Origin of the sequence: [Acidovorax] ebreus TPSY, from assembly GCF_000022305.1 — a bacterium.
Classification (GTDB): Bacteria; Pseudomonadota; Gammaproteobacteria; order Burkholderiales; family Burkholderiaceae_C; genus Diaphorobacter; species Diaphorobacter nitroreducens.
Genome location: NC_011992.1, coordinates 634,141 through 651,236, shown reverse-complemented (window position 1 = coordinate 651,236; position 17,096 = coordinate 634,141). Strand labels below are relative to the sequence as shown.

The window sequence follows — 17,096 nt, the reverse complement described above, 5'->3', positions numbered from 1 at the left end:
GGCGGCACCTGCCGGGCCGCTGAAGGCCCGGCATCCCCCCGCCCCCGTCCTGTCAAGCCGCCACCGCGCGCCGCGGCAGCGTCACCGTGAAGCAGGTGCGCCCCGCCTGCGAGGCGGCGTCGATCGTCCCGCCATGGGCCTGCACGATCTGGTGCACGATGAACAACCCCAGCCCCAACCCCTGGTATTGACCGGCCCGGTTGCGCCGGCCGGTGAATGGCGCGAACAGCCGGGGCAGCAGTTCGGCGTCAATCCCGCCGCCGTTGCTCACGCGCAGCACCACGGTATCGGCGGCGGCGCCGTCCAGTGACAACTCCACCGGCTGGTCGGGCGTGCCGTGGTGCATGGCGTTGCCCAGCAGGTTCGCCAGCATCTGGCCCAGGCGCTCTTCGTCCCACTCGCCGCGCAGATCCCCTTGCTGCTCAAGCCGCAGGTGGCGCTCGGGGTGGCCGGCGCGGACTTCCTGCACCACGCGCTGCGCCTGCTGCCCCAGGTCCATGGGTGCAGGCTCGATGGCCAGCCTGCCATGCTGGCGGGCGCGCGTCACATCCAACAGGTCCTCGATCATGCGGCCCATGCGTCGCCCGGCCTGCTGCACGTTGCACGCCAGAGCCTGCACCTTGGCGGGCTCGGGAGCGCGCTGCAGCGCACTGGCCACGGCCATGATGGCGCTGAGCGGGCTGCGCAGATCGTGGCTGAGCACGGCCATTAACATCTCGTTGATGTACAACGCCTCGGTGCGCTCCTGCAGCTCGCGTGCCAGCGCATGCCGCTGGCGCTGCAGGTCGAAGAACACCCGGGCCTTGTTGACCAGCATGTGGGGGTCGACGGGTTTGTAGAGGAAGTCCACCGCACCTTTTTCGTAGCCGCGGAACTGCCAGCCCTGGTCCCGCGAGCCGGCGGTGATGAAGATGAGCGGAATGTGCCGCGTGCGCTCGCTGCCGCGGATCAACTCCGCCAGTTCGAAACCGTTCATCTCGGGCATTTGCACGTCCAGCAGCGCCAGCGCCACGTCGTTGTGGGCCAGCAGCAGCTCCAGCGCCTGGGCGCCGGAGCCGGCCATGAGGATCTCGACGTCCTCATCCTTCAAGAGCGCCTGCAATGCGACGAGGTTTTCAGGAACGTCATCCACGATCAGGCATTTCACGCACGCGCCGGTCCGATGACTCGCGGGCTGTGCAGCCGGTGGGGCAAAAATCACGAAAGTCCCTCCTTATGCAAGGTGGTCAACAGCGCGGCGATGCGTGCCGGGGGAAGCACCTGATCGGGTTGGATCAGGGCCAGCGCCGCCTGCGGCATGGCCATGGACGAAGCGCTGTCGGGCGACTGCACCACCGTGGCGCCGCCAGCGGCCTGCACTGCGCGCAAGCCACGCGCTCCGTCACTGTTCGCGCCCGACAGGAGCACGGCCATGAGCCGCGGCCCGTATTCATCGGCGGCGGATTCGAACAACACGTCGATCGACGGGCGCGAGAAATTCAGCGGTGCATCCACGGACAGGGACAGCCTCGGCCCCGAATCCACCAGCAAATGATAGTCAGGCGGCGCGAAATACACCGTGCCCGGCTCCACGGGCTCCTTGTCCTGGGCCTCGCGCACCGGCAGGGCGCAGCGCTGGCGGAAGATGTTGCACAGCAGGCTGGGCCGCTCGCGCGGCAGGTGCAGCACGACCAGCAGGGCCGCATGGAAACCCGCAGGCAGCGCGGGAAGCACCACACCCAGCGCTTCGATGCTGCCGGCCGACCCGCCAATGGCGATGGCGTCCAGGCGCGCGCGTGGCAAAGCCGCCTGCCTCATGCGTCACCTCTCTTCTGAAAGATGCGCTCGGGCGCCACGAAGTCTTCGAATGCCGGCGCGTGCGAGGAAAAGCGCAGGGATTCCTTGGCCCCCAGGCCCAGGAATCCACGCCGGCACAGGGCCTCGCGGAACAGGCCCAGGGCGCGGTCCTGCAGCGTACGGTCGAAGTAGATCAGCACGTTGCGGCAGGAGATGAGGTGCACCTCGGCAAATACGCTGTCGGTCGCCAGACTGTGGTCGGAGAAAACGATATGCCGGCGCAGGCTCTTGTCGAACACTACGCGGCCATAGGCGGCGCTGTAGTGGTCGGACAGCGAGGAACGCCCGCCCGAGCGCGCATGGTTTTCGGTGAAGCCGGGCACGCGCTCAATGTCGTATACGCCCGCCTCGGCACGCTGCAGTGCCGTGCTGTTGATGTCGGTGGCGTAAATCAACGAGCGTTCCAGCAACCCCTCTTCACGCAGCAGGATGGCGAGCGAATACGCCTCCTCTCCCGTGCTGCAGCCCGCGACCCAGATCTTGAGCGAGGGGTAGGTACGCAACAGCGGCACCACCTTTTCGCGCAGCGCGCGAAAGTACTCCGGGTCGCGAAACACATCGCTGACCTGCACGGTGAGGTAGTCCAGCAGCGCGGGAAACACCCCGCGCTCGTGCAGCAGCCGATGCTGCAGTTGGGACAGCGTCTCGCAGTCGAACCGCGTGAGCGCGGCCTGGAGCCGGCGCTTGAGCGACGACTGCGCATACCCGCGGAAGTCGTAGTGGTAGCGCAGGTAAATGGCCTCGATCAGCAGCTGCTGCTCGATCTCTGCGGTCTTGCGTTGGTGCGGCAAGTGTTGGCTCCGATATCGTGTGTCTCCGCGCGCTGGCGCACGCTCACTTGGGCATCCACACCCTCACCAGCGACAGGAGTTTCTCCACGTCCAGCGGCTTGGCGATGTAATCGTTGGCGCCGGCGGCCAGGCATTTTTCCTGGTCGTCCTTCATGGCCTTGGCGGTCAGCGCGATGATCGGCAGACGACGCCACTCGGGGCGCCGGCGGATTTCCGCCATGGCGGCGAAGCCGTCCATCTCGGGCATCATGATGTCCATCAGCACCAGGTCCACGGCGCTCTCGCCGGCGGCGTTGGAACGCTCCAGCGCCTCCAGCGCCTCGCGTCCGTTGCGCGCGATCTCCACGCGCGCCCCCGTGGGCTCCAGCACGCTGGACAGCGCGAACACGTTGCGCACGTCGTCCTCCACCACCAAAATGGTGCGCCCTTCGAAAGTGGACTCACGGTCGCGCGCCAGCTGCAGCATGCGGCGCCGGTCGTCCGGCAAGGTGGATTCCACCTGGTGCAGGAACAGCGTGACCTCGTCCAGCAGGCGCTCGGGCGAGCGCGCGTCCTTGATGATGATGGACTTGGAGAAGCGTCGCAGTTGCTGTTCCTCGTCGCGCGACAAGTTGCGCCCGGTATAGACGATGACGGGCGGAAAGGACACCTCTTCCTGCTCGGCCATCTGCTGCAGCAGCTCGTACCCGTTCAGGTCGGGCAGGTGCAGGTCCATCACCACGCAGTCGAACGTGCTGCCCTTGAGCAGGTCCAATGCCTGCCGCGCGGTGGCGGCGCCCACGATCTCCACGCCGTCGGTTGCCAGCAGATGGTGCACGCTCTCGCGCTGGCGCGCGTCGTCCTCCACCACCAGCACGCGGCGCATGCTCTGGGTGAATTTGGCCTGCATGTGGAGCAGCGCCTGCTCCAGTTCCTCGCGCTTGACGGGCTTGAGCGCATAGCCGATGGCGCCGCGCTCCATGGCCTCCTGCATGTAGTCGGCCACGGAGACCACGTGCACGGGAATATGGCGCGTGGCCGGGTTGCGCTTGAGCTGGTCCAACACGCCCAGGCCGGAGAAATCCGGCAGGTTCATATCCAGCACCACCGCGCTGGGGCCGTATTCCAGCGCCGCCGCCAGGCCGTCGCTGCCCGTCGAGGCAATGACGCACTGAAAACCCATCTCATGCGCGAGGTCGCAAAGGATGCGCGCAAACCGCGGGTCGTCCTCGATGACCAGGATGGTGTAACGCCCCTGTTCCAACTGCTCCCGGTCATCCGGAACGACGTGCACGGGGGCGCATGGTTTTGCCGCCGGGGCCTCTGGCTGGCTCGCATGCGGTGGTTCGGCAGCGCGTCCGGCAGGCGTCGGCGCCACTGGCATCTTTGCCTGGCGCTCGCCTGCATCGCTGAGAAGGGGCGCCGTGACGGGCAGGGTCAGCGTGAAGACGCTGCCTTCGCCCGGCGCACTCTGCACCGCGATGCTGCCGCCGAGCAACTGCGCCAGATCCCGGGAGATCGACAGGCCCAAGCCCGTGCCGCCGTATTTGCGATGGGTACTGCCATCGGCCTGGTGGAAGGCATCGAAGATGCGCTCTTGCTGGTCGGGCGCGATGCCGATGCCCGTATCCCGCACAGCAAAGCACAGCGTGTCGTTGTCTCCTGCGAAGACGCGCAGGGTCACTTCGCCGCGCGCGGTGAACTTGAGCGCATTGGAAAGCAGGTTTTTGAGAATCTGCGCCAGGCGCTGCGCGTCGGAGGTTATGAATGCCGGCACGCCCGGCTCCACCACCGCGTTGAATTGCAGGCCTTTGTCCTGCGCCTGGGCCCGCAGCGGCTCCATCACGCCCGCCACCACCTTGGCCACCGTCACCTGGCCAATTTCGACCGAGGTCTGCCCCGCCTCGATCTTTGACAGATCGAGGATGTCGTTGATGAGGTTCAGCAGATCGGTGCCAGCGTTGTGGATGGTCTGCGCATAGCGGACCTGTTCCGCCGTCAGGTTCTGCTGCTTGTTGTCGGCCAGCAGCTTGGCCAGGATCAGGCTGGAATTCAGCGGTGTACGCAATTCATGGCTCATGTTGGCCAGAAACTCACTCTTGTACTGACTGGCCTGCGCCAAATCGCGCGCCTTGGCCTCCAGGGCGTCCTGTGCAGTCAGCAGGCGCTGCTTTTGGTACTGCAGCTGCTCGGTCTGCGCTTCCAGCTGGGCGTTGCTGTGCTCCAACTCCGCCTGCTGCGCCTGCATCAGGTTTTGGGACTCCTGCAGCATGCGGCTTTGCTGCTCCAGTTCCTCGTTGTTGACGCGCAGCTCTTCCTGCTGCGCCTGCAACTCCTCCGCCTGGCGCTGCGTCTCGTCCAGCAGACTCTCCAGGCGCGAGCGATCCAATGCGCCCCGAACAGCCTGGGCCAGCTGCTCCCCGGCGCGCACAAGGAAGTCAACCTCGTGCGGAGCGACCGTGCGGAACCACCCCATCTCGACCACCGCGAGCGCTACGCCATTGAGCACGATGGGCATCATCACCAATTCGGCGGGCGTGGCCTGGCCCGTGCCGGAGGTCACTGGCAGATACCCGCTGGGCACGTGGCGCACATGCTGAAGAGTGCGGCTCTGCAGCGCCTGGCCCAGCAGGCCCTCTCCCGCCCGCACGGCCGCAGGGCCGGTGTCGGGCGCCAGCGCATAGCCGCCCATGCGCTCGAAGACGCCGTGGCCTTGCGTCACGTAGATGGCCCCCACCCTGGCATCCAACTCCGTCGCCAGATAGCCGATGACAGCACCCGCCATGTCATGGATGCGCTGCTCACCTTGCAGCCGCGTGCCCAGCCTTACGAGGTTGCCTTTGATCCAGTTCTCGACCTCGCGGCTGCGGTACTCCGCCATGGTCATCACCGCGGACGCACAGGTCAGCAGCAACAGCACGGCGGCACTGCCCCATGTCAGGTAGGCCGAGATGCCAAACGCTCCTTCCCACACCTCCCGCTGGGCCTGCAGTTGCTGCTGTTCGGTGTTGAGCATCTCGCGCACCAGCGTGCGGGTGGTTTCCATGGTGGCCTGACCGTCGCCGCGCATGGCCTCCAGGGCCTCCTCGCGCCGGCCCTCGCGCTGTAGCGCAACGATGTGCGCAAGTTCGGTCATGCGCTTGGTGGCCAACCCCTGCAATTGGTCGAAGCGCTGCTGCTCCAAGAGACTCCCGCGCGTCATACCGCGCAGCTTTTCCAGGGCCACCGGCACGGCCGCCTGGGCTACGGTGAACAAGCCCAGCGTCTGCTCCTGCCCCGACAGCAGGTAGCCCCGCTTGGCGGATTCAGCGTCCTTCAAATGCGACCAGACCATCTGGATCTGCGTGATCCGTTCGACCGTCGCGTTGAGATTGTCCACGGCTTTCGCGCGCTCGTCGTTGGACCGGTAGGTGAGCACGGCGATCAACAGGGCGGCAAATGCCGCCAAAGCAAATCCCACCAACAGGCGGACGGGCATGCCCCCTCGGATGGCCGCACGGGGCCGAGCATCGGAACTGGAGACAGTCATGTGTGACGTGGAGTAAACATTGCCGCGCGATGATAGGAGCAACGGGTCCCTTGCTCCTGTAGGGCAACGTCTTCACCGCAGCGTATCCCTCTAGCGATCTTATGTCGCACCTGCCAGCAGGGCCAATCCACCACTGGTCAGCAAGGGTTAGGTAATCGTCCTAAACTCCCATCCTTTCCCGCGTTACGCGCGCCCGGGGAAGCAGATCCCCGCAGCGGCAAGCGCCGGCTTCCTACCCCTTCCCTCGGTGATCCGCCGCACTGTGCGTTCTGCAGCGCGCATACGGCCCTTCATTTCACTGCCGCAGGTGGCAACGCGCCAGCGCAGCAAAAGACGGGCAATACCTCGTCTATCGCGCCGGACGGCCGGCGCGTTCCGCAGCCTGTGCTCTCACAGGCCCCCAGGCAAGGGCATGCCCATGCTGGCTCTTGCCGTTGATCTCAAAGGAGTTCCGTGTCCAATAAAGAGCAGTTGATTGAAATGCAAGGCAAGGTAGACGAAGTGCTGCCGGATTCCCGTTTTCGTGTGGTCCTGGAGAACGGACACACCCTCATCGCCTATTCGGGCGGAAAGATGCGCAAGCACCGCATTCGAGTGCTTGCGGGCGACACCGTGTCGCTGGAGATGTCCCCCTACGACCTCACCAAGGGCCGTATCACCTTCCGCCACCTGGAGCCGCGTGCCGGCGGCGCACCGCGCCGCCCCTCGCCCCATCGCCGCTAGGCCCCGGCCGATTCGGCCAGCGTGGCGATGTCGATGACGAAGCGGTATTGCACGTCGCCCTTCAACATGCGTTCATAGGCGGTATTGATCTCATCGGCGCGGATCAACTCGATATCCGCCACGATGCCATGCTCCGCGCAGAAATCGAGCATCTCCTGGGTCTCGGGAATGCCGCCGATCAAGGAGCCAGCCAGCGTGCGCCGCTTCATGATGAGGTTGAACACATTGGGCGACGGATGGGGCGACGCCGGCGCACCCACCAGCGTCATCGCACCGTCGCGCCGCAGCAGGCGCAGGAAGGCATCCAGGTCGTGCGGCGCCGCCACCGTGTTGAGGATGAAGTCGAGACTGTTGGCATGCGCGGCCATCTCCTGCGGATGACGGGAAACCACCACTTCGTGCGCACCTAACGAGAGCGCCGCAGCGCGCTTGGATTCAGAGGTGGTGAATGCCACCACATGCGCCCCCATTGCGTGCGCCAGCTTGATGCCCAGGTGGCCCAGCCCGCCGATGCCGACCACACCCACGCGATGCCCCGGACCCACCTTCCAATGGCGCAAGGGCGAGTAGGTGGTAATGCCCGCGCACAGCAGCGGAGCAACCGCGGCCAACTGCCCTTGCGGATGGCGCACCCGCAGCACATAGCGCTCATGTACGACGATCTGTTGCGAGTACCCACCCAGCGTGTGGCCGGGTGCGTCCTCGGTCGGGCCGTTGTAGGTGCCGACCATGTGGCCGCAATAGTTCTCCAGCCCTTCGTCGCAATCCTGGCAATGCCGGCAGCTGTCGACAATGCAGCCCACGCCGACCAGGTCGCCCGCCCGGAACGCCGACACCTGCGCGCCCACGGCCACTACGCGCCCGACGATTTCATGCCCCGGCACGCACGGATACAGCGTGCCCGCCCATTCCGAACGCACCTGGTGCAGATCGGAATGGCACACACCGCAATAGGCAATGCCAATCTGCACGTCGTGCGCGCCCGGCGCGCGCCGTGCGATCTCCAGGGGCTGCAATGGACGGTCGCTCGCATGGGCGCCGTAGGCTTTGACGGTCATGGGGTTCTCCTGTGAATGGCTCACGCCCCTGTTGTACAGGTTCGGTCCGATGCGTTTCGGAACAGAATCCTATCGGCACTTCCGGCCTGAGGCAGGGCCTGCCTTCCTTCGGGCGTCGCTGGAAGGCAGGGCGTTGCTGGAGTAGAACCGCGTCAACGGCCCCTCAGCCTGGCCATGCCCCCGACCAAGGAGTTGACATGAAGGACACGATGACACCCCCACACCGTGCGGTGGTGAAACGGCTGCTTGCGCACCTCCGCACCGGCCCGGTGGCGTGAAACCGTGACGTCTATGCCAGCCTACTCGGGGTCGGCATCCCACAGCGCTCGCGTCCAAATAGGTCGCCGCTGGACACGCCATGCGTCGTCGTTTGGGCCCGCTGACGATGCAACAAGCCACCACCCAGGCGCTGAAGGCGCCGTTGCCAGGAGCAGACATGAAAACAGCACAACGTGATGTCCTTGTCCAGACGCTGAAAAAGCGGTTCGAGAGCCACATGCACCGGCACCCCACCGTCGCCTGGGCCGATGTCCATGCACGCTTGAATGCCAACAAACTGAAGGCGCTGCAGGACATGGAGGCAACGGGCGGCGAGCCCGACGTCGTCGGCAGTGCCGCCGCGGACGGAACCTACCTTTTCTACGATTGCACGGCCGAGAGCCCGAGCGGGCGCAGGAGCCTGTGCTACGACGCACAGGCCCTGCATGCCCGCAAGCTGCACAAGCCGCAGAGCAACGCCATCGAAGCGGCTGCGGCCATGGGCGTCACCCTGCTGACAGAGGCGCAGTACCGCGCACTACAGGAGGTAGAGGATTTCGACCAGAAAACTTCGAGTTGGATTTGGACCCCGCCAGACGTGCGCGAGCGCGGTGGCGCGCTTTTTTGCGACAGGCGCTACGGCCGGGTTTTCGTGTACCACAACGGCGCCGAGTCGTACTACGCAGCGCGAGGATTCAGAGCGTCGCTGAACGTCTAGGCCGCACCGCCACCCGCCGTGCTTCCTCGCCGGTGGCCGAGACCACGCTGCCGGGCGTTGCCGCAGTGCCCCCACTTCTTGCCTGCGGCCTGCATCAAGCCCTCCGGAGCATTTCGCCCTTCAGAAGCTCGACGAAGGCGCGCGCCGCAGGTGCGATGGCTGTGCCGGGCGGATACACGGCATAGACGCCTCCTTTGGGCAATGTCCATTCCGGGAGCAGCCGAACCAGCGCTCCACTGCGGATGTCACTCTCCAAGTGAAGCAAACTGCCAACCGAAACGCCTGCGCCATTGAGCAGCAAGGCGCGCAAGGCAACAGCGGAATCGGTGCGCAGCTTGGGCGCCATGCGCACCGTGATGTCCTTTGTCCCGTTGGTGAATGACCATGTGAGGGGCGCCGGCAGCAAGGTCAGCGCGATCCACCGGTGATGCGCCAGGTCCTCGGGAGCCTCCGGACGCGGACAGCGGGCCAGATACTCGGGTGACGCCAGGACCGCCTGCCCAAATTCCCCCAGTTTCGCAACCCGCGCACTTGAATTGCGTAACCACCCCACACGGATGCTCACGTCGATGCCCTCGCCAACGAGGTCTTGCACCTTGTCACTGACCACAAGTTCCAAACTGACCTCGGGATGGCGGACAGCGAACTCCGCCACCACCGGCGACATGACCTGAACGGCATATTCAACAGGCGCACTGACACGCAAGCGGCCACGCAGACCCGATCCACGCGATCCGGCGTGTTGCAGCACTTGCTCAAGCCCCTGCATGAGAGGCGCGCTTTCTTCGAACAACCGTTGCCCCGCATCGGTGAGCGTAACCGTGCGCGTCGTACGGTGGAACAGGGCCGCGCCCAGCACGTTCTCCAGACGGCGAATCTGAAGACTCACCTGCGGACGCGCAATGTGCAGACGTTCGGCGGCGGCCGTGAAGCTGCGCGCATCGGCGACGGCCAGGAAAGCGCGCAACAGGTTGAGATCGCCCACGGGGGATGGCATGATTGGTTCGAATTAGATACCAGTATTGTTCTTTTTGTCCTCTTTTTCTGACGATGCGGCAAGAGGATCATTGACCCCGCACCCCGAATCCGCGGGTCAAAGAAAGGATCATTCCATGCGTATCGCACTGATCGGTGCCACTGGCTTTATCGGCTCCGCCATCCGCCAAGAGGCGCTCTCGCGCGGTCATCACGTGACCGCCATCGTGTCCAACCCCGCAAGACTCCCCGCCGCGCAGGGCCTTGAGGTTCAGGGCGCAGATGCCCTGGACTCACAGCAATTGCGAGCGGTTCTCCATGGGCACGACGTCGTGATCAGCGCATTCAGTGGCCATGCCAACTCCGACGTATATGGCTATTACCTCAAAGGAATGCACTCCATCATCGATGCAGCGCGTGCCACGGGCGTCCGCCTGCTGGTCGTGGGCGGGGCGGGCAGTCTGGAGGTCGAGCCCGGCGTGCAATTGCTCGACACACCGTCGTTCCCTGAACAATGGAAAGCGACGGCCGAGGGTGCCCGAGCAGCCCTGAAACTGCTGCGCGAAACACCCGATGTGGATTGGACGGTGCTGAGCCCCCCGCCCATGATCCACCCGGGAACCCGCACCGGACAGTACCGGACCGCGAACGATGCCGTGATCATGGGCGATAGCGGGCCCAGCGACATCTCGCTGGAGGACTACGCAGTCGCCATGGTGGATGAAGCAGAGTCCGCGAAACACCGCGGCCTGCGCTTCACCGTGGCGAGCTGAGAGCGCACTGAGAACGAACCGAAAGCCCCGTGCCGGTTCGCGCCCGACCCGGGGCGATCCTCTGCCACGGCTTTCGCTGCACCAGTGAATCACCGATGCCTGCGATAGGCATCGTTGGAATACCGCAACCGGGCGGCGTTAACCGCGCCGCCAGCGTGCCTGGCCTTACTCCACCGTGACGCTCTTGGCCAGGTTACGGGGCTTGTCCACATCCGTTCCGCGCGCGCAGGCCGTGTGGTAGGCCAGCAGTTGCAGCGGCACCACGTGCAGCAGCGGCGACAGGGCGCCGTAGTGCTCTGGCATGCGGATGACGTGCAGACCTTCGCTGCTGTCGATATGGGTATCGGCATCGGCCAACACGTAGAGCACGCCGCCACGGGCGCGCACTTCTTCCATGTTGCTCTTGAGCTTCTCCAGCAACGCGTCGTTGGGCGCCACGGTCACCACCGGCATGCTGCTGGTGACGAGAGCCAGCGGGCCGTGCTTGAGTTCACCCGCGGGGTACGCCTCGGCGTGGATGTAGCTGATCTCCTTGAGCTTGAGGGCACCCTCCAGTGCAATGGGGTAGTGCAGTCCGCGGCCCAGGAACAGGGCGTTCTCCTTCTTCGCGAAGTCCTCGGACCAGCTGATGATCTGCGGCTCCAGCGCCAGCACGGCCTGCAGTGCGGCGGGCAGATGGCGCATGGCTTTCAGGTAGTTGCCCTCGGCCTCCTCGGTCAGGCGCCCGCGCGACTGCGCCAGCGCCAGGGTCAACAGGAACAGTCCCGCCAGCTGCGCGGTGAAGGCTTTGGTCGACGCCACGCCAATCTCCACGCCGGCGCGGGTGACATAGGCCAGCTCGCACTCGCGCACCATGGCGCTGGTGGCCACGTTGCAGATGGTGAGCGTGTGGCGCATGCCCAGGCTCTGCGCATGGCGCAGTGCGGCCAGGGTGTCGGCGGTTTCGCCGGATTGGCTGATGGTCACCACCAGCGTGCGCGGGTTGGGCACGCTGGTGCGGTAGCGGTATTCGCTGGCCACTTCCACCTGGGTGGGAATGCCCGCGATGCCCTCCAGCCAGTACTTGGCGGTGCAGCCGCTGTAGTAGCTGGTCCCGCAGGCGAGGATGAGCACGGAGTCGATCTCCTTGAACACACGCCAGGCTGCCGCGCCCTGCTGCCCGGGCTGGCCCACGCCGTCGAACAGCTCGGGCACGATGCCCTGCAGGCCGTGCAACGTGTCGGCAATGGCGCGCGGCTGCTCGAAAATTTCCTTTTGCATGTAGTGGCGATAGGGCCCCAGCTCCACCGCACCACTGTGTGCGTGCACGGTGCGCACGGGGCGGCTGCCGGCGTCCAGCGGCTGGCCGTCGGCCGTGGTGATCCAGTAACGGCCCAGTTGCAGGTCCACCAGGTCGCCCTCTTCCAGGTACACGATCTGGTCGGTCACACCAGCCAGGGCCATGGCATCGCTGGCCAGGAAGTGCTCACCCTCACCGACACCCAGCACCAGGGGCGAGCCCGCGCGCGCGCCCACCACGCGGTGCGGCTCGTCCTTGTGGATCACGGCGATGGCGAATGCGCCGTGCAGCCGCGCAGTCGCGGCGCGCACGGCCTGGAACAGGTCGCCGTCGTACAGGCTGTCCACCAGATGCGCGATGACTTCGGTATCGGTCTGGCTGGAGAACACGTAGCCGCGCGCCTGCAACTCGGCGCGCAACTCCTCGTGGTTCTCGATGATGCCGTTGTGCACCAGCGCGACGCGGCCGGGGCGCTCTGCCTGCGCCGGCGCGGCACCGGGTCCATGGCTGAAGTGGGGATGGGCGTTGTGCACGGCGGGGGCGCCGTGCGTGGCCCAGCGGGTGTGGGCGATGCCCGTGGCGCCTTGGAGGTGTTCATGGTTCACCTGCGCCAGCAATTCGGCCACGCGGGCAGTGCTGCGCGCACGGTGCAGGCCACCCGCGGGCATTTCGCCCAGGCTCGCCTCGTGCACGGCGACGCCGCAGGAGTCATAGCCGCGGTACTCCAGCCGCTGCAGGCCTTGCACCAGGATGGGAACGATATTGCGGGTGGATACCGCGCCGACGATGCCGCACATAAATACTGCTCCGATGAAAGAATGGGCGAGATGCTAGGCGGCCTCTCCAGAAATTTTTGATCTGATTTTCATGACATATGAACAAAAATTTCTTCCGTCATAATCTAAGAAATATTTCTTCATAAAACACACTTTGATGGAATCTGATTCCTCGCTGGATGCCGTGGATTTGCAATTGCTGGACCTGCTGCAGCGCGACGCCTCCCTCAGCAACCAAGCTCTGGCAGAACAAGTGCATGTCTCCCCACCCACCTGCCTGCGCCGCGTGCGGCGGCTGCACACCCTCGGCCTGATCGAGCGGCAGGTGGCGCTGTTGCAGCCCGACCGCCTGGCCGCGCTGCAGGGCCACGGGCTGGCTGCGATCGTCGAGGTTGCACTGGACCGCCAGGGTGCCGAGCACCTGGACGCGTTCGAGGCCCGCGCCGTCGCCGAAGACGAGGTCCAGCAATGCTGGCGTGTCTCGCCGGGGCCGGACTTCGTGCTCATCGTGCACACGCGCGACATGCCGGGCTACCTGGCCCTGTCGCAGCGGCTGTTCACGCAGGACGCCAATGTGCGCAACGTGAAGGCGTTCTTCTCGGTCCACCGTGCAAAATTTGAAACAAAAGTACCTCTAGCGCTTATCTAGTAAGCGCCAACAGCTATTTAATTTATAGCAATCCTGCACGACCCCTTGACCTTCCGGGACATCGACTCCACTCTGTGAACCTCAAGGCCGCGCCCACTGCGGGCCGGCCATGCATGGAGGGACGCATGGAGTTCAAGGACTACTACCAGATCCTCGGCGTGGCACGCGACGCCACTGCCGCCGACATTAAGAAGGCCTACCGCAAGCTCGCGCGCCGGTACCACCCCGACGTGAGCAAGGAGGCCGATGCCGCGGCCCGCATGGCCGAGGTGAATGAGGCCAATACCGTGTTATCGGACCCGGAGAAGCGCGCCGCCTACGACGCGCTCGGCCGCGAGGCACCGCACCGCGCGGGGCAGGACTTCCGCCCGCCGCCGAACTGGGACGCAGGGTTCGAGTTCACCGGCACGCCCGGCGCCGAGGGCATGGACGCGGCGCAGTTCAGCGACTTTTTCGAGCAGCTCTTCGGCCGCGCCGCCCGCGCCCAGCGCAGCCGGCACGCGGGCCCGTCGGCCCATGATGGAAGCGGCAGAACCTCACCACAGCGCGGGCGCGACCACCACGCCAGCATCGAGCTGGACCTGCGCGATGCCTACCTGGGCGCCGAGCGCACGCTGACGCTGCGCGGTGCGCGGCTGGACGACAGCGGCCACCTGGTCAATGAAGAACGCCAGCTGCAGGTGAACATCCCCAAGGGGGTGCGGGAGGGCCAACTCATCCGCCTGGGCGGCCAGGGCGGCCCGGGCCTGGGCGGCGCGCCCGCGGGCGACCTGTTCCTGGAGGTGCATTTCAAGCCCGACGCACGCTGGCGCGCCGAAGACCGCGACGTGTACCAGTCCGTCACCCTCGCGCCCTGGGAGGCCGAACTGGGCGGCCCCGTCGAGGTGCAGACACCCGGCGGCGCCACCGTGGAAGTGACCGTGCCGCCGCGCTGGAAACCCGGCCGCAAGCTGCGCCTGAAGGAGCGCGGCATTCCCGCCGCCACGCCCGGCGACCTGTACCTGGAACTGCACGTGGCCCTGCCCCCCGCCACCAACGAGGCCCAGCAGCAGGCCTACCGCGCGCTCGCGCAGGCCTTCCCGCAATTCCAGCCCCGCAAGCCCTCTACGCAAGGAGCCTGAGCATGCCCACGCCCCCATTTGTTGATCATGCCCTGGCCGAGCTGCTGGACGAGCAGCCCCGCCTCACGCTGGAAGACCTGGCACGCACCTGCTGCATGGGCCCCGACTGGGTCGTGGAGCGCCTGGAGGCCGGCTTGCTGCAAGGCGAGCAGGCAGGCGGGCACTGGCGGTTCAGCAGCGCAAGTGTGGTGCGCGCGCGGCGGCTGGCACGCCTGGAATCCACTTTTGACGCCGACCCCGAGCTGGCCGCACTGACGGCAGACCTGATCGAGGAAGTGACCGCGCTGCGCCAGCGCCTGCGCGAGCTGCAGACGCGCCTGGGCCTGCCTGCGGCGATGCCTTGAGCGCGGCGGGAAGCGCGGCAAGCGCAGGCCGCTACCGCGCCGCAGCCGGCCACTCCAGCGCCACCGTGCAGCCCGCACCGGGCACCGCGGTGGCCTGGATGTGGGCGCCATGGCGCTGCGCGATCGCCTGGCACAGCGCGAGACCCGCGCCCACGCCCTCGAATTCGGCTTCGCGGTGCATGCGCTGGAACACGCCAAAGAGCTGCTGCGCGCGCGTGCCATCAAAGCCCACGCCGTTGTCCCGCACGGTGATGCGCACACCGCCCGGCGCCGCAGGTTCAGCCTGCACCTGCACACGGGGCTGCGCCACGCCGCGCGAGAACTTCACCGCATTGCCCAGCAGTTGCACCAGCAACTGGGCCAGCAGCTCGGGATCGGCCTGCACGACGGGCAGATCCGGCGCAATGTTCCATGCCGCGCCTTCGGCCGCCGCACCCAAAGCCTGCCGAGCCTCCTGCACAGCCGCGGTCAGCGCAACGGCCCGGGGCCGCAGCGCAGCGCTGCGTGCGCGGGCGATGGCCTGCAGCCCGTCGATCATCTGCGCCATGCGGCGCGCGGACTGCTCCATCGTGGCCAGGAAACCCAGCGCCTCGTCCACCTGCGGCGGCTGCTCCTGTAGTACCTCGCGCACCAGCGCGCCATAAGAGGTGACGTGGCGCAGCGGCGCGCGCAGGTCGTGCGACACACCCCGTAGAAAGTCCTCCTGCGCCGCCGCCATATCGCTGATCTGCTGGCGCGCCTGGGCCAGTTCGCTGCGCAGTTGCGCCAGCGTGTCCGCCGGTGGAATGCCCTCGCCGGTCATGGCCTCAACCCTTGGCCTGTTTGGCGGGGCGCTTCCAGTTCGCGATGCTCACCTGCCGGCCACGCGCCACGCTCAACCCCCCGGGTGGCGTGTCCTTGGTGATGGTGGAGCCGCCACCCACCGTGCCGCCCGCCCCAATGGTGACGGGCGCCACCAGCACGCAGTTGCTGCCGATGTGCACGTCGGCCTCGATCACCGTGCGGTGCTTGTTGGCACCGTCGTAATTGGCGGTGATGCTGCCGGCGCCGTAGTTCACGCGCTCGCCCACGCTGGCGTCGCCCAGGTAGGCCAGGTGGTTGGCCTTGGCGCCGTCGGCCAGCGTGCTGTTCTTCACCTCCACGAAGTTGCCAATGTGCACCTCGCGCCCCAATTGCGCGCCGGGGCGCAGGCGCGCGAAGGGACCAATCAGTGCGCCTTCGCCCACATGGGCGCCGGCCTTCTCGCCATCGATGTGGGTAAAGGGGTGGACCACAGCGCCCGCGGCGATGGTGGCGTTGCTGATGTGGCAATAGGCGCCGATGCGCGCACCCTCGCCCAGTTCCACGCGGCCTGTGAAGATGCAGCCCACGTCGATCTCCACATCCTGCGCACAGAGGATTTCGCCGCGCGCGCCGCTGCGCGCATCGTCGCGCAGGTCAAAGCGCGCGGGGTCGGCCAGGCGAACGCCCTGCTCCATGAGTGCCGCGGCCTGGGCGCGCTGGTGCGCGCGCTCCAGCTCGGCCAGTTGCGCGGGGCTGTTCACGCCCGCCACCTGCAGCGCATCGCCAATGCAGTGGGCCGCCACGGGCACGCCGTCCGCCACAGCCATGGACACGATGTCGGTCAGGTAGTACTCGCCCTGCGCGTTGTCGTTGGTCAGACGCGCCAGCCAGCCCGCCAGGCGCTGCGCGGGCACGGCCATGATGCCGCTGTAGACCTCGTCGATGGCGCGCTCGGCATCGTTTGCATCCTTGTGCTCCACGATGCGCTGCACCGTTCCGCCCTCGCCGCGCACGATGCGGCCGTACCCTGTGGGATTGGGCAGGCGCACGGTGAGCAGCGCAAGGCGCTCGCCCGCCCCGGCCTCGACCAGCGCGCGCAGCGTCGCGGCCTGGGTCAACGGCACGTCGCCCGACAACACCACCACCGTGCCATCGCCCGCCAGCGCGGGCGTGGCCTGCTGCACCGCGTGGCCCGTGCCCAACTGCGGCTCCTGGCGCACGAATTTCAAGTCAAAAGTGCCTCCAGCGCCCGCCAATCCTGCGCAAGCAGCTTCTACTTCTGTAGCGCCATGGCCCGTTACCACCACCACGCGGCGCGCCTGCAGGCTGGCGGCCTGGCCCAGCACATGGTGCAGCAGGGGCCGGCCGGCCAGGCGTTGCAAGACCTTGGGAATGCGGCTTTTCATGCGCGTGCCCTTGCCCGCGGCCATGATGATGATGTCCAGTGCTGTCATGAAGGTGTGGAGAGTGGAAGGTCGTCGTGTCCTGCCAGCCCAGGCCGGCA

The 17,096-nt window shown here is 66.5% G+C and carries 15 protein-coding genes; 6 read left to right on the top strand and 9 right to left on the bottom strand.

Annotated features, from left to right (window positions below; all coding sequences use genetic code 11):
• Positions 1 to 52: 52 nt before the first annotated feature.
• From DTPSY_RS03115 to DTPSY_RS03100, 4 genes are read right to left on the bottom strand one after another with little or no spacing between them, the layout of a single operon-like run.
• Positions 53 to 1,201, bottom strand: a complete 1,149-nt coding sequence (locus tag DTPSY_RS03115; protein WP_012655639.1) for a hybrid sensor histidine kinase/response regulator — start codon at positions 1,199 to 1,201, stop codon at positions 53 to 55.
• Entirely contained in the window at positions 1,198 to 1,797 is a 600-nt protein-coding gene (locus tag DTPSY_RS03110) for a chemotaxis protein CheB (protein WP_012655638.1), read from the bottom strand. The genes DTPSY_RS03115 and DTPSY_RS03110 overlap by 4 nt, the downstream gene beginning before the upstream one ends.
• A complete protein-coding gene (locus tag DTPSY_RS03105; protein WP_012655637.1) occupies positions 1,794 to 2,627 on the bottom strand; it encodes a CheR family methyltransferase in 834 nt (277 codons plus the stop codon). The genes DTPSY_RS03110 and DTPSY_RS03105 overlap by 4 nt, the downstream gene beginning before the upstream one ends.
• Positions 2,628 to 2,670: 43 nt before the next feature.
• Positions 2,671 to 6,084, bottom strand: a complete 3,414-nt coding sequence (locus tag DTPSY_RS03100) for a response regulator (protein WP_012655636.1) — start codon at positions 6,082 to 6,084, stop codon at positions 2,671 to 2,673.
• A 504-nt stretch (positions 6,085 to 6,588) separates the two neighbouring features.
• On the opposite strand from DTPSY_RS03100, the gene infA reads away from it, so the two are divergent.
• On the top strand, positions 6,589 to 6,858 hold the full coding sequence (infA, locus tag DTPSY_RS03095) for a translation initiation factor IF-1 (RefSeq protein WP_011804098.1): 270 nt from the start codon (positions 6,589 to 6,591) through the stop codon (positions 6,856 to 6,858).
• On the opposite strand, the gene DTPSY_RS03090 is transcribed toward infA, so the two are convergent.
• Complete coding sequence (locus DTPSY_RS03090) at positions 6,855 to 7,916, bottom strand: NAD(P)-dependent alcohol dehydrogenase (protein WP_012655635.1); 1,062 nt, start codon at positions 7,914 to 7,916, stop codon at positions 6,855 to 6,857. The genes infA and DTPSY_RS03090 overlap by 4 nt on opposite strands.
• 385 nt (positions 7,917 to 8,301) lie before the next feature.
• On the opposite strand from DTPSY_RS03090, the gene DTPSY_RS03085 reads away from it, so the two are divergent.
• Positions 8,302 to 8,892 carry a DUF4256 domain-containing protein gene (locus DTPSY_RS03085; protein WP_012655634.1) on the top strand — a complete coding sequence of 197 codons (591 nt, stop codon included), beginning with the start codon at positions 8,302 to 8,304 and terminating at the stop codon, positions 8,890 to 8,892.
• Between the two features lie 94 nt (positions 8,893 to 8,986).
• On the opposite strand, the gene DTPSY_RS03080 is transcribed toward DTPSY_RS03085, so the two are convergent.
• Positions 8,987 to 9,889, bottom strand: coding sequence for a LysR family transcriptional regulator (locus DTPSY_RS03080; RefSeq protein ID WP_012655633.1), 903 nt, complete (start codon positions 9,887 to 9,889; stop codon positions 8,987 to 8,989).
• A 115-nt stretch (positions 9,890 to 10,004) separates the two neighbouring features.
• On the opposite strand from DTPSY_RS03080, the gene DTPSY_RS03075 reads away from it, so the two are divergent.
• Positions 10,005 to 10,640 carry an NAD(P)-dependent oxidoreductase gene (locus tag DTPSY_RS03075; RefSeq protein ID WP_012655632.1) on the top strand — a complete coding sequence of 212 codons (636 nt, stop codon included), beginning with the start codon at positions 10,005 to 10,007 and terminating at the stop codon, positions 10,638 to 10,640.
• Between the two features lie 165 nt (positions 10,641 to 10,805).
• Here the strand turns inward: DTPSY_RS03075 and glmS are convergent, their stop codons facing one another.
• Positions 10,806 to 12,716 carry a glutamine--fructose-6-phosphate transaminase (isomerizing) gene (gene glmS / locus DTPSY_RS03070; RefSeq protein WP_012655631.1) on the bottom strand — a complete coding sequence of 637 codons (1,911 nt, stop codon included), beginning with the start codon at positions 12,714 to 12,716 and terminating at the stop codon, positions 10,806 to 10,808.
• A gap of 136 nt (positions 12,717 to 12,852) precedes the next feature.
• Between glmS and DTPSY_RS03065 the strand changes: the two genes are divergently transcribed.
• From DTPSY_RS03065 to DTPSY_RS03055, 3 genes are all read left to right on the top strand, one after another.
• On the top strand, positions 12,853 to 13,344 hold the full coding sequence (locus DTPSY_RS03065) for an Lrp/AsnC family transcriptional regulator (protein WP_012655630.1): 492 nt from the start codon (positions 12,853 to 12,855) through the stop codon (positions 13,342 to 13,344).
• A gap of 125 nt (positions 13,345 to 13,469) precedes the next feature.
• A complete protein-coding gene (locus DTPSY_RS03060; RefSeq protein ID WP_012655629.1) occupies positions 13,470 to 14,465 on the top strand; it encodes a DnaJ C-terminal domain-containing protein in 996 nt (331 codons plus the stop codon).
• A 2-nt stretch (positions 14,466 to 14,467) separates the two neighbouring features.
• Positions 14,468 to 14,809: a chaperone modulator CbpM gene (locus DTPSY_RS03055; RefSeq protein WP_011804091.1), complete on the top strand. Its 342-nt coding sequence runs from the start codon at positions 14,468 to 14,470 to the stop codon at positions 14,807 to 14,809.
• 31 nt (positions 14,810 to 14,840) lie between these two features.
• Here DTPSY_RS03055 and DTPSY_RS03050 read toward each other — a convergent pair whose 3' ends face one another.
• The gene (locus tag DTPSY_RS03050; protein ID WP_012655628.1) at positions 14,841 to 15,611 is read right to left on the bottom strand and encodes a sensor histidine kinase; all 771 of its coding nucleotides are present in this window, start codon (positions 15,609 to 15,611) and stop codon (positions 14,841 to 14,843) included.
• Between the two features lie 4 nt (positions 15,612 to 15,615).
• On the bottom strand, positions 15,616 to 17,046 hold the full coding sequence (glmU, locus tag DTPSY_RS03045) for a bifunctional UDP-N-acetylglucosamine diphosphorylase/glucosamine-1-phosphate N-acetyltransferase GlmU (protein ID WP_012655627.1): 1,431 nt from the start codon (positions 17,044 to 17,046) through the stop codon (positions 15,616 to 15,618).
• Positions 17,047 to 17,096: the final 50 nt, after the last annotated feature.

Excerpts from the sequence above, each read along its gene's own strand:
- DTPSY_RS03110 (WP_012655638.1), bottom strand. The coding sequence starts at position 1,797 with ATGAGGCAGGCGGCTTTGCCACGCGCGCGCCTGGACGCCATCGCCATT.
- DTPSY_RS03100 (WP_012655636.1), bottom strand. The coding sequence starts at position 6,084 with ATGCCCGTCCGCCTGTTGGTGGGATTTGCTTTGGCGGCATTTGCCGCC.
- DTPSY_RS03090 (WP_012655635.1), bottom strand. The coding sequence starts at position 7,916 with ATGACCGTCAAAGCCTACGGCGCCCATGCGAGCGACCGTCCATTGCAG.
- DTPSY_RS03085 (WP_012655634.1), top strand. The coding sequence starts at position 8,302 with ATGCAACAAGCCACCACCCAGGCGCTGAAGGCGCCGTTGCCAGGAGCA.
- DTPSY_RS03080 (WP_012655633.1), bottom strand. The coding sequence starts at position 9,889 with ATGCCATCCCCCGTGGGCGATCTCAACCTGTTGCGCGCTTTCCTGGCC.
- DTPSY_RS03075 (WP_012655632.1), top strand. The coding sequence starts at position 10,005 with ATGCGTATCGCACTGATCGGTGCCACTGGCTTTATCGGCTCCGCCATC.
- glmS (WP_012655631.1), bottom strand. The coding sequence starts at position 12,716 with ATGTGCGGCATCGTCGGCGCGGTATCCACCCGCAATATCGTTCCCATC.
- DTPSY_RS03065 (WP_012655630.1), top strand. The coding sequence starts at position 12,853 with ATGGAATCTGATTCCTCGCTGGATGCCGTGGATTTGCAATTGCTGGAC.
- DTPSY_RS03060 (WP_012655629.1), top strand. The coding sequence starts at position 13,470 with ATGGAGTTCAAGGACTACTACCAGATCCTCGGCGTGGCACGCGACGCC.
- DTPSY_RS03055 (WP_011804091.1), top strand. The coding sequence starts at position 14,468 with ATGCCCACGCCCCCATTTGTTGATCATGCCCTGGCCGAGCTGCTGGAC.
- DTPSY_RS03050 (WP_012655628.1), bottom strand. The coding sequence starts at position 15,611 with ATGACCGGCGAGGGCATTCCACCGGCGGACACGCTGGCGCAACTGCGC.
- glmU (WP_012655627.1), bottom strand. The coding sequence starts at position 17,046 with ATGACAGCACTGGACATCATCATCATGGCCGCGGGCAAGGGCACGCGC.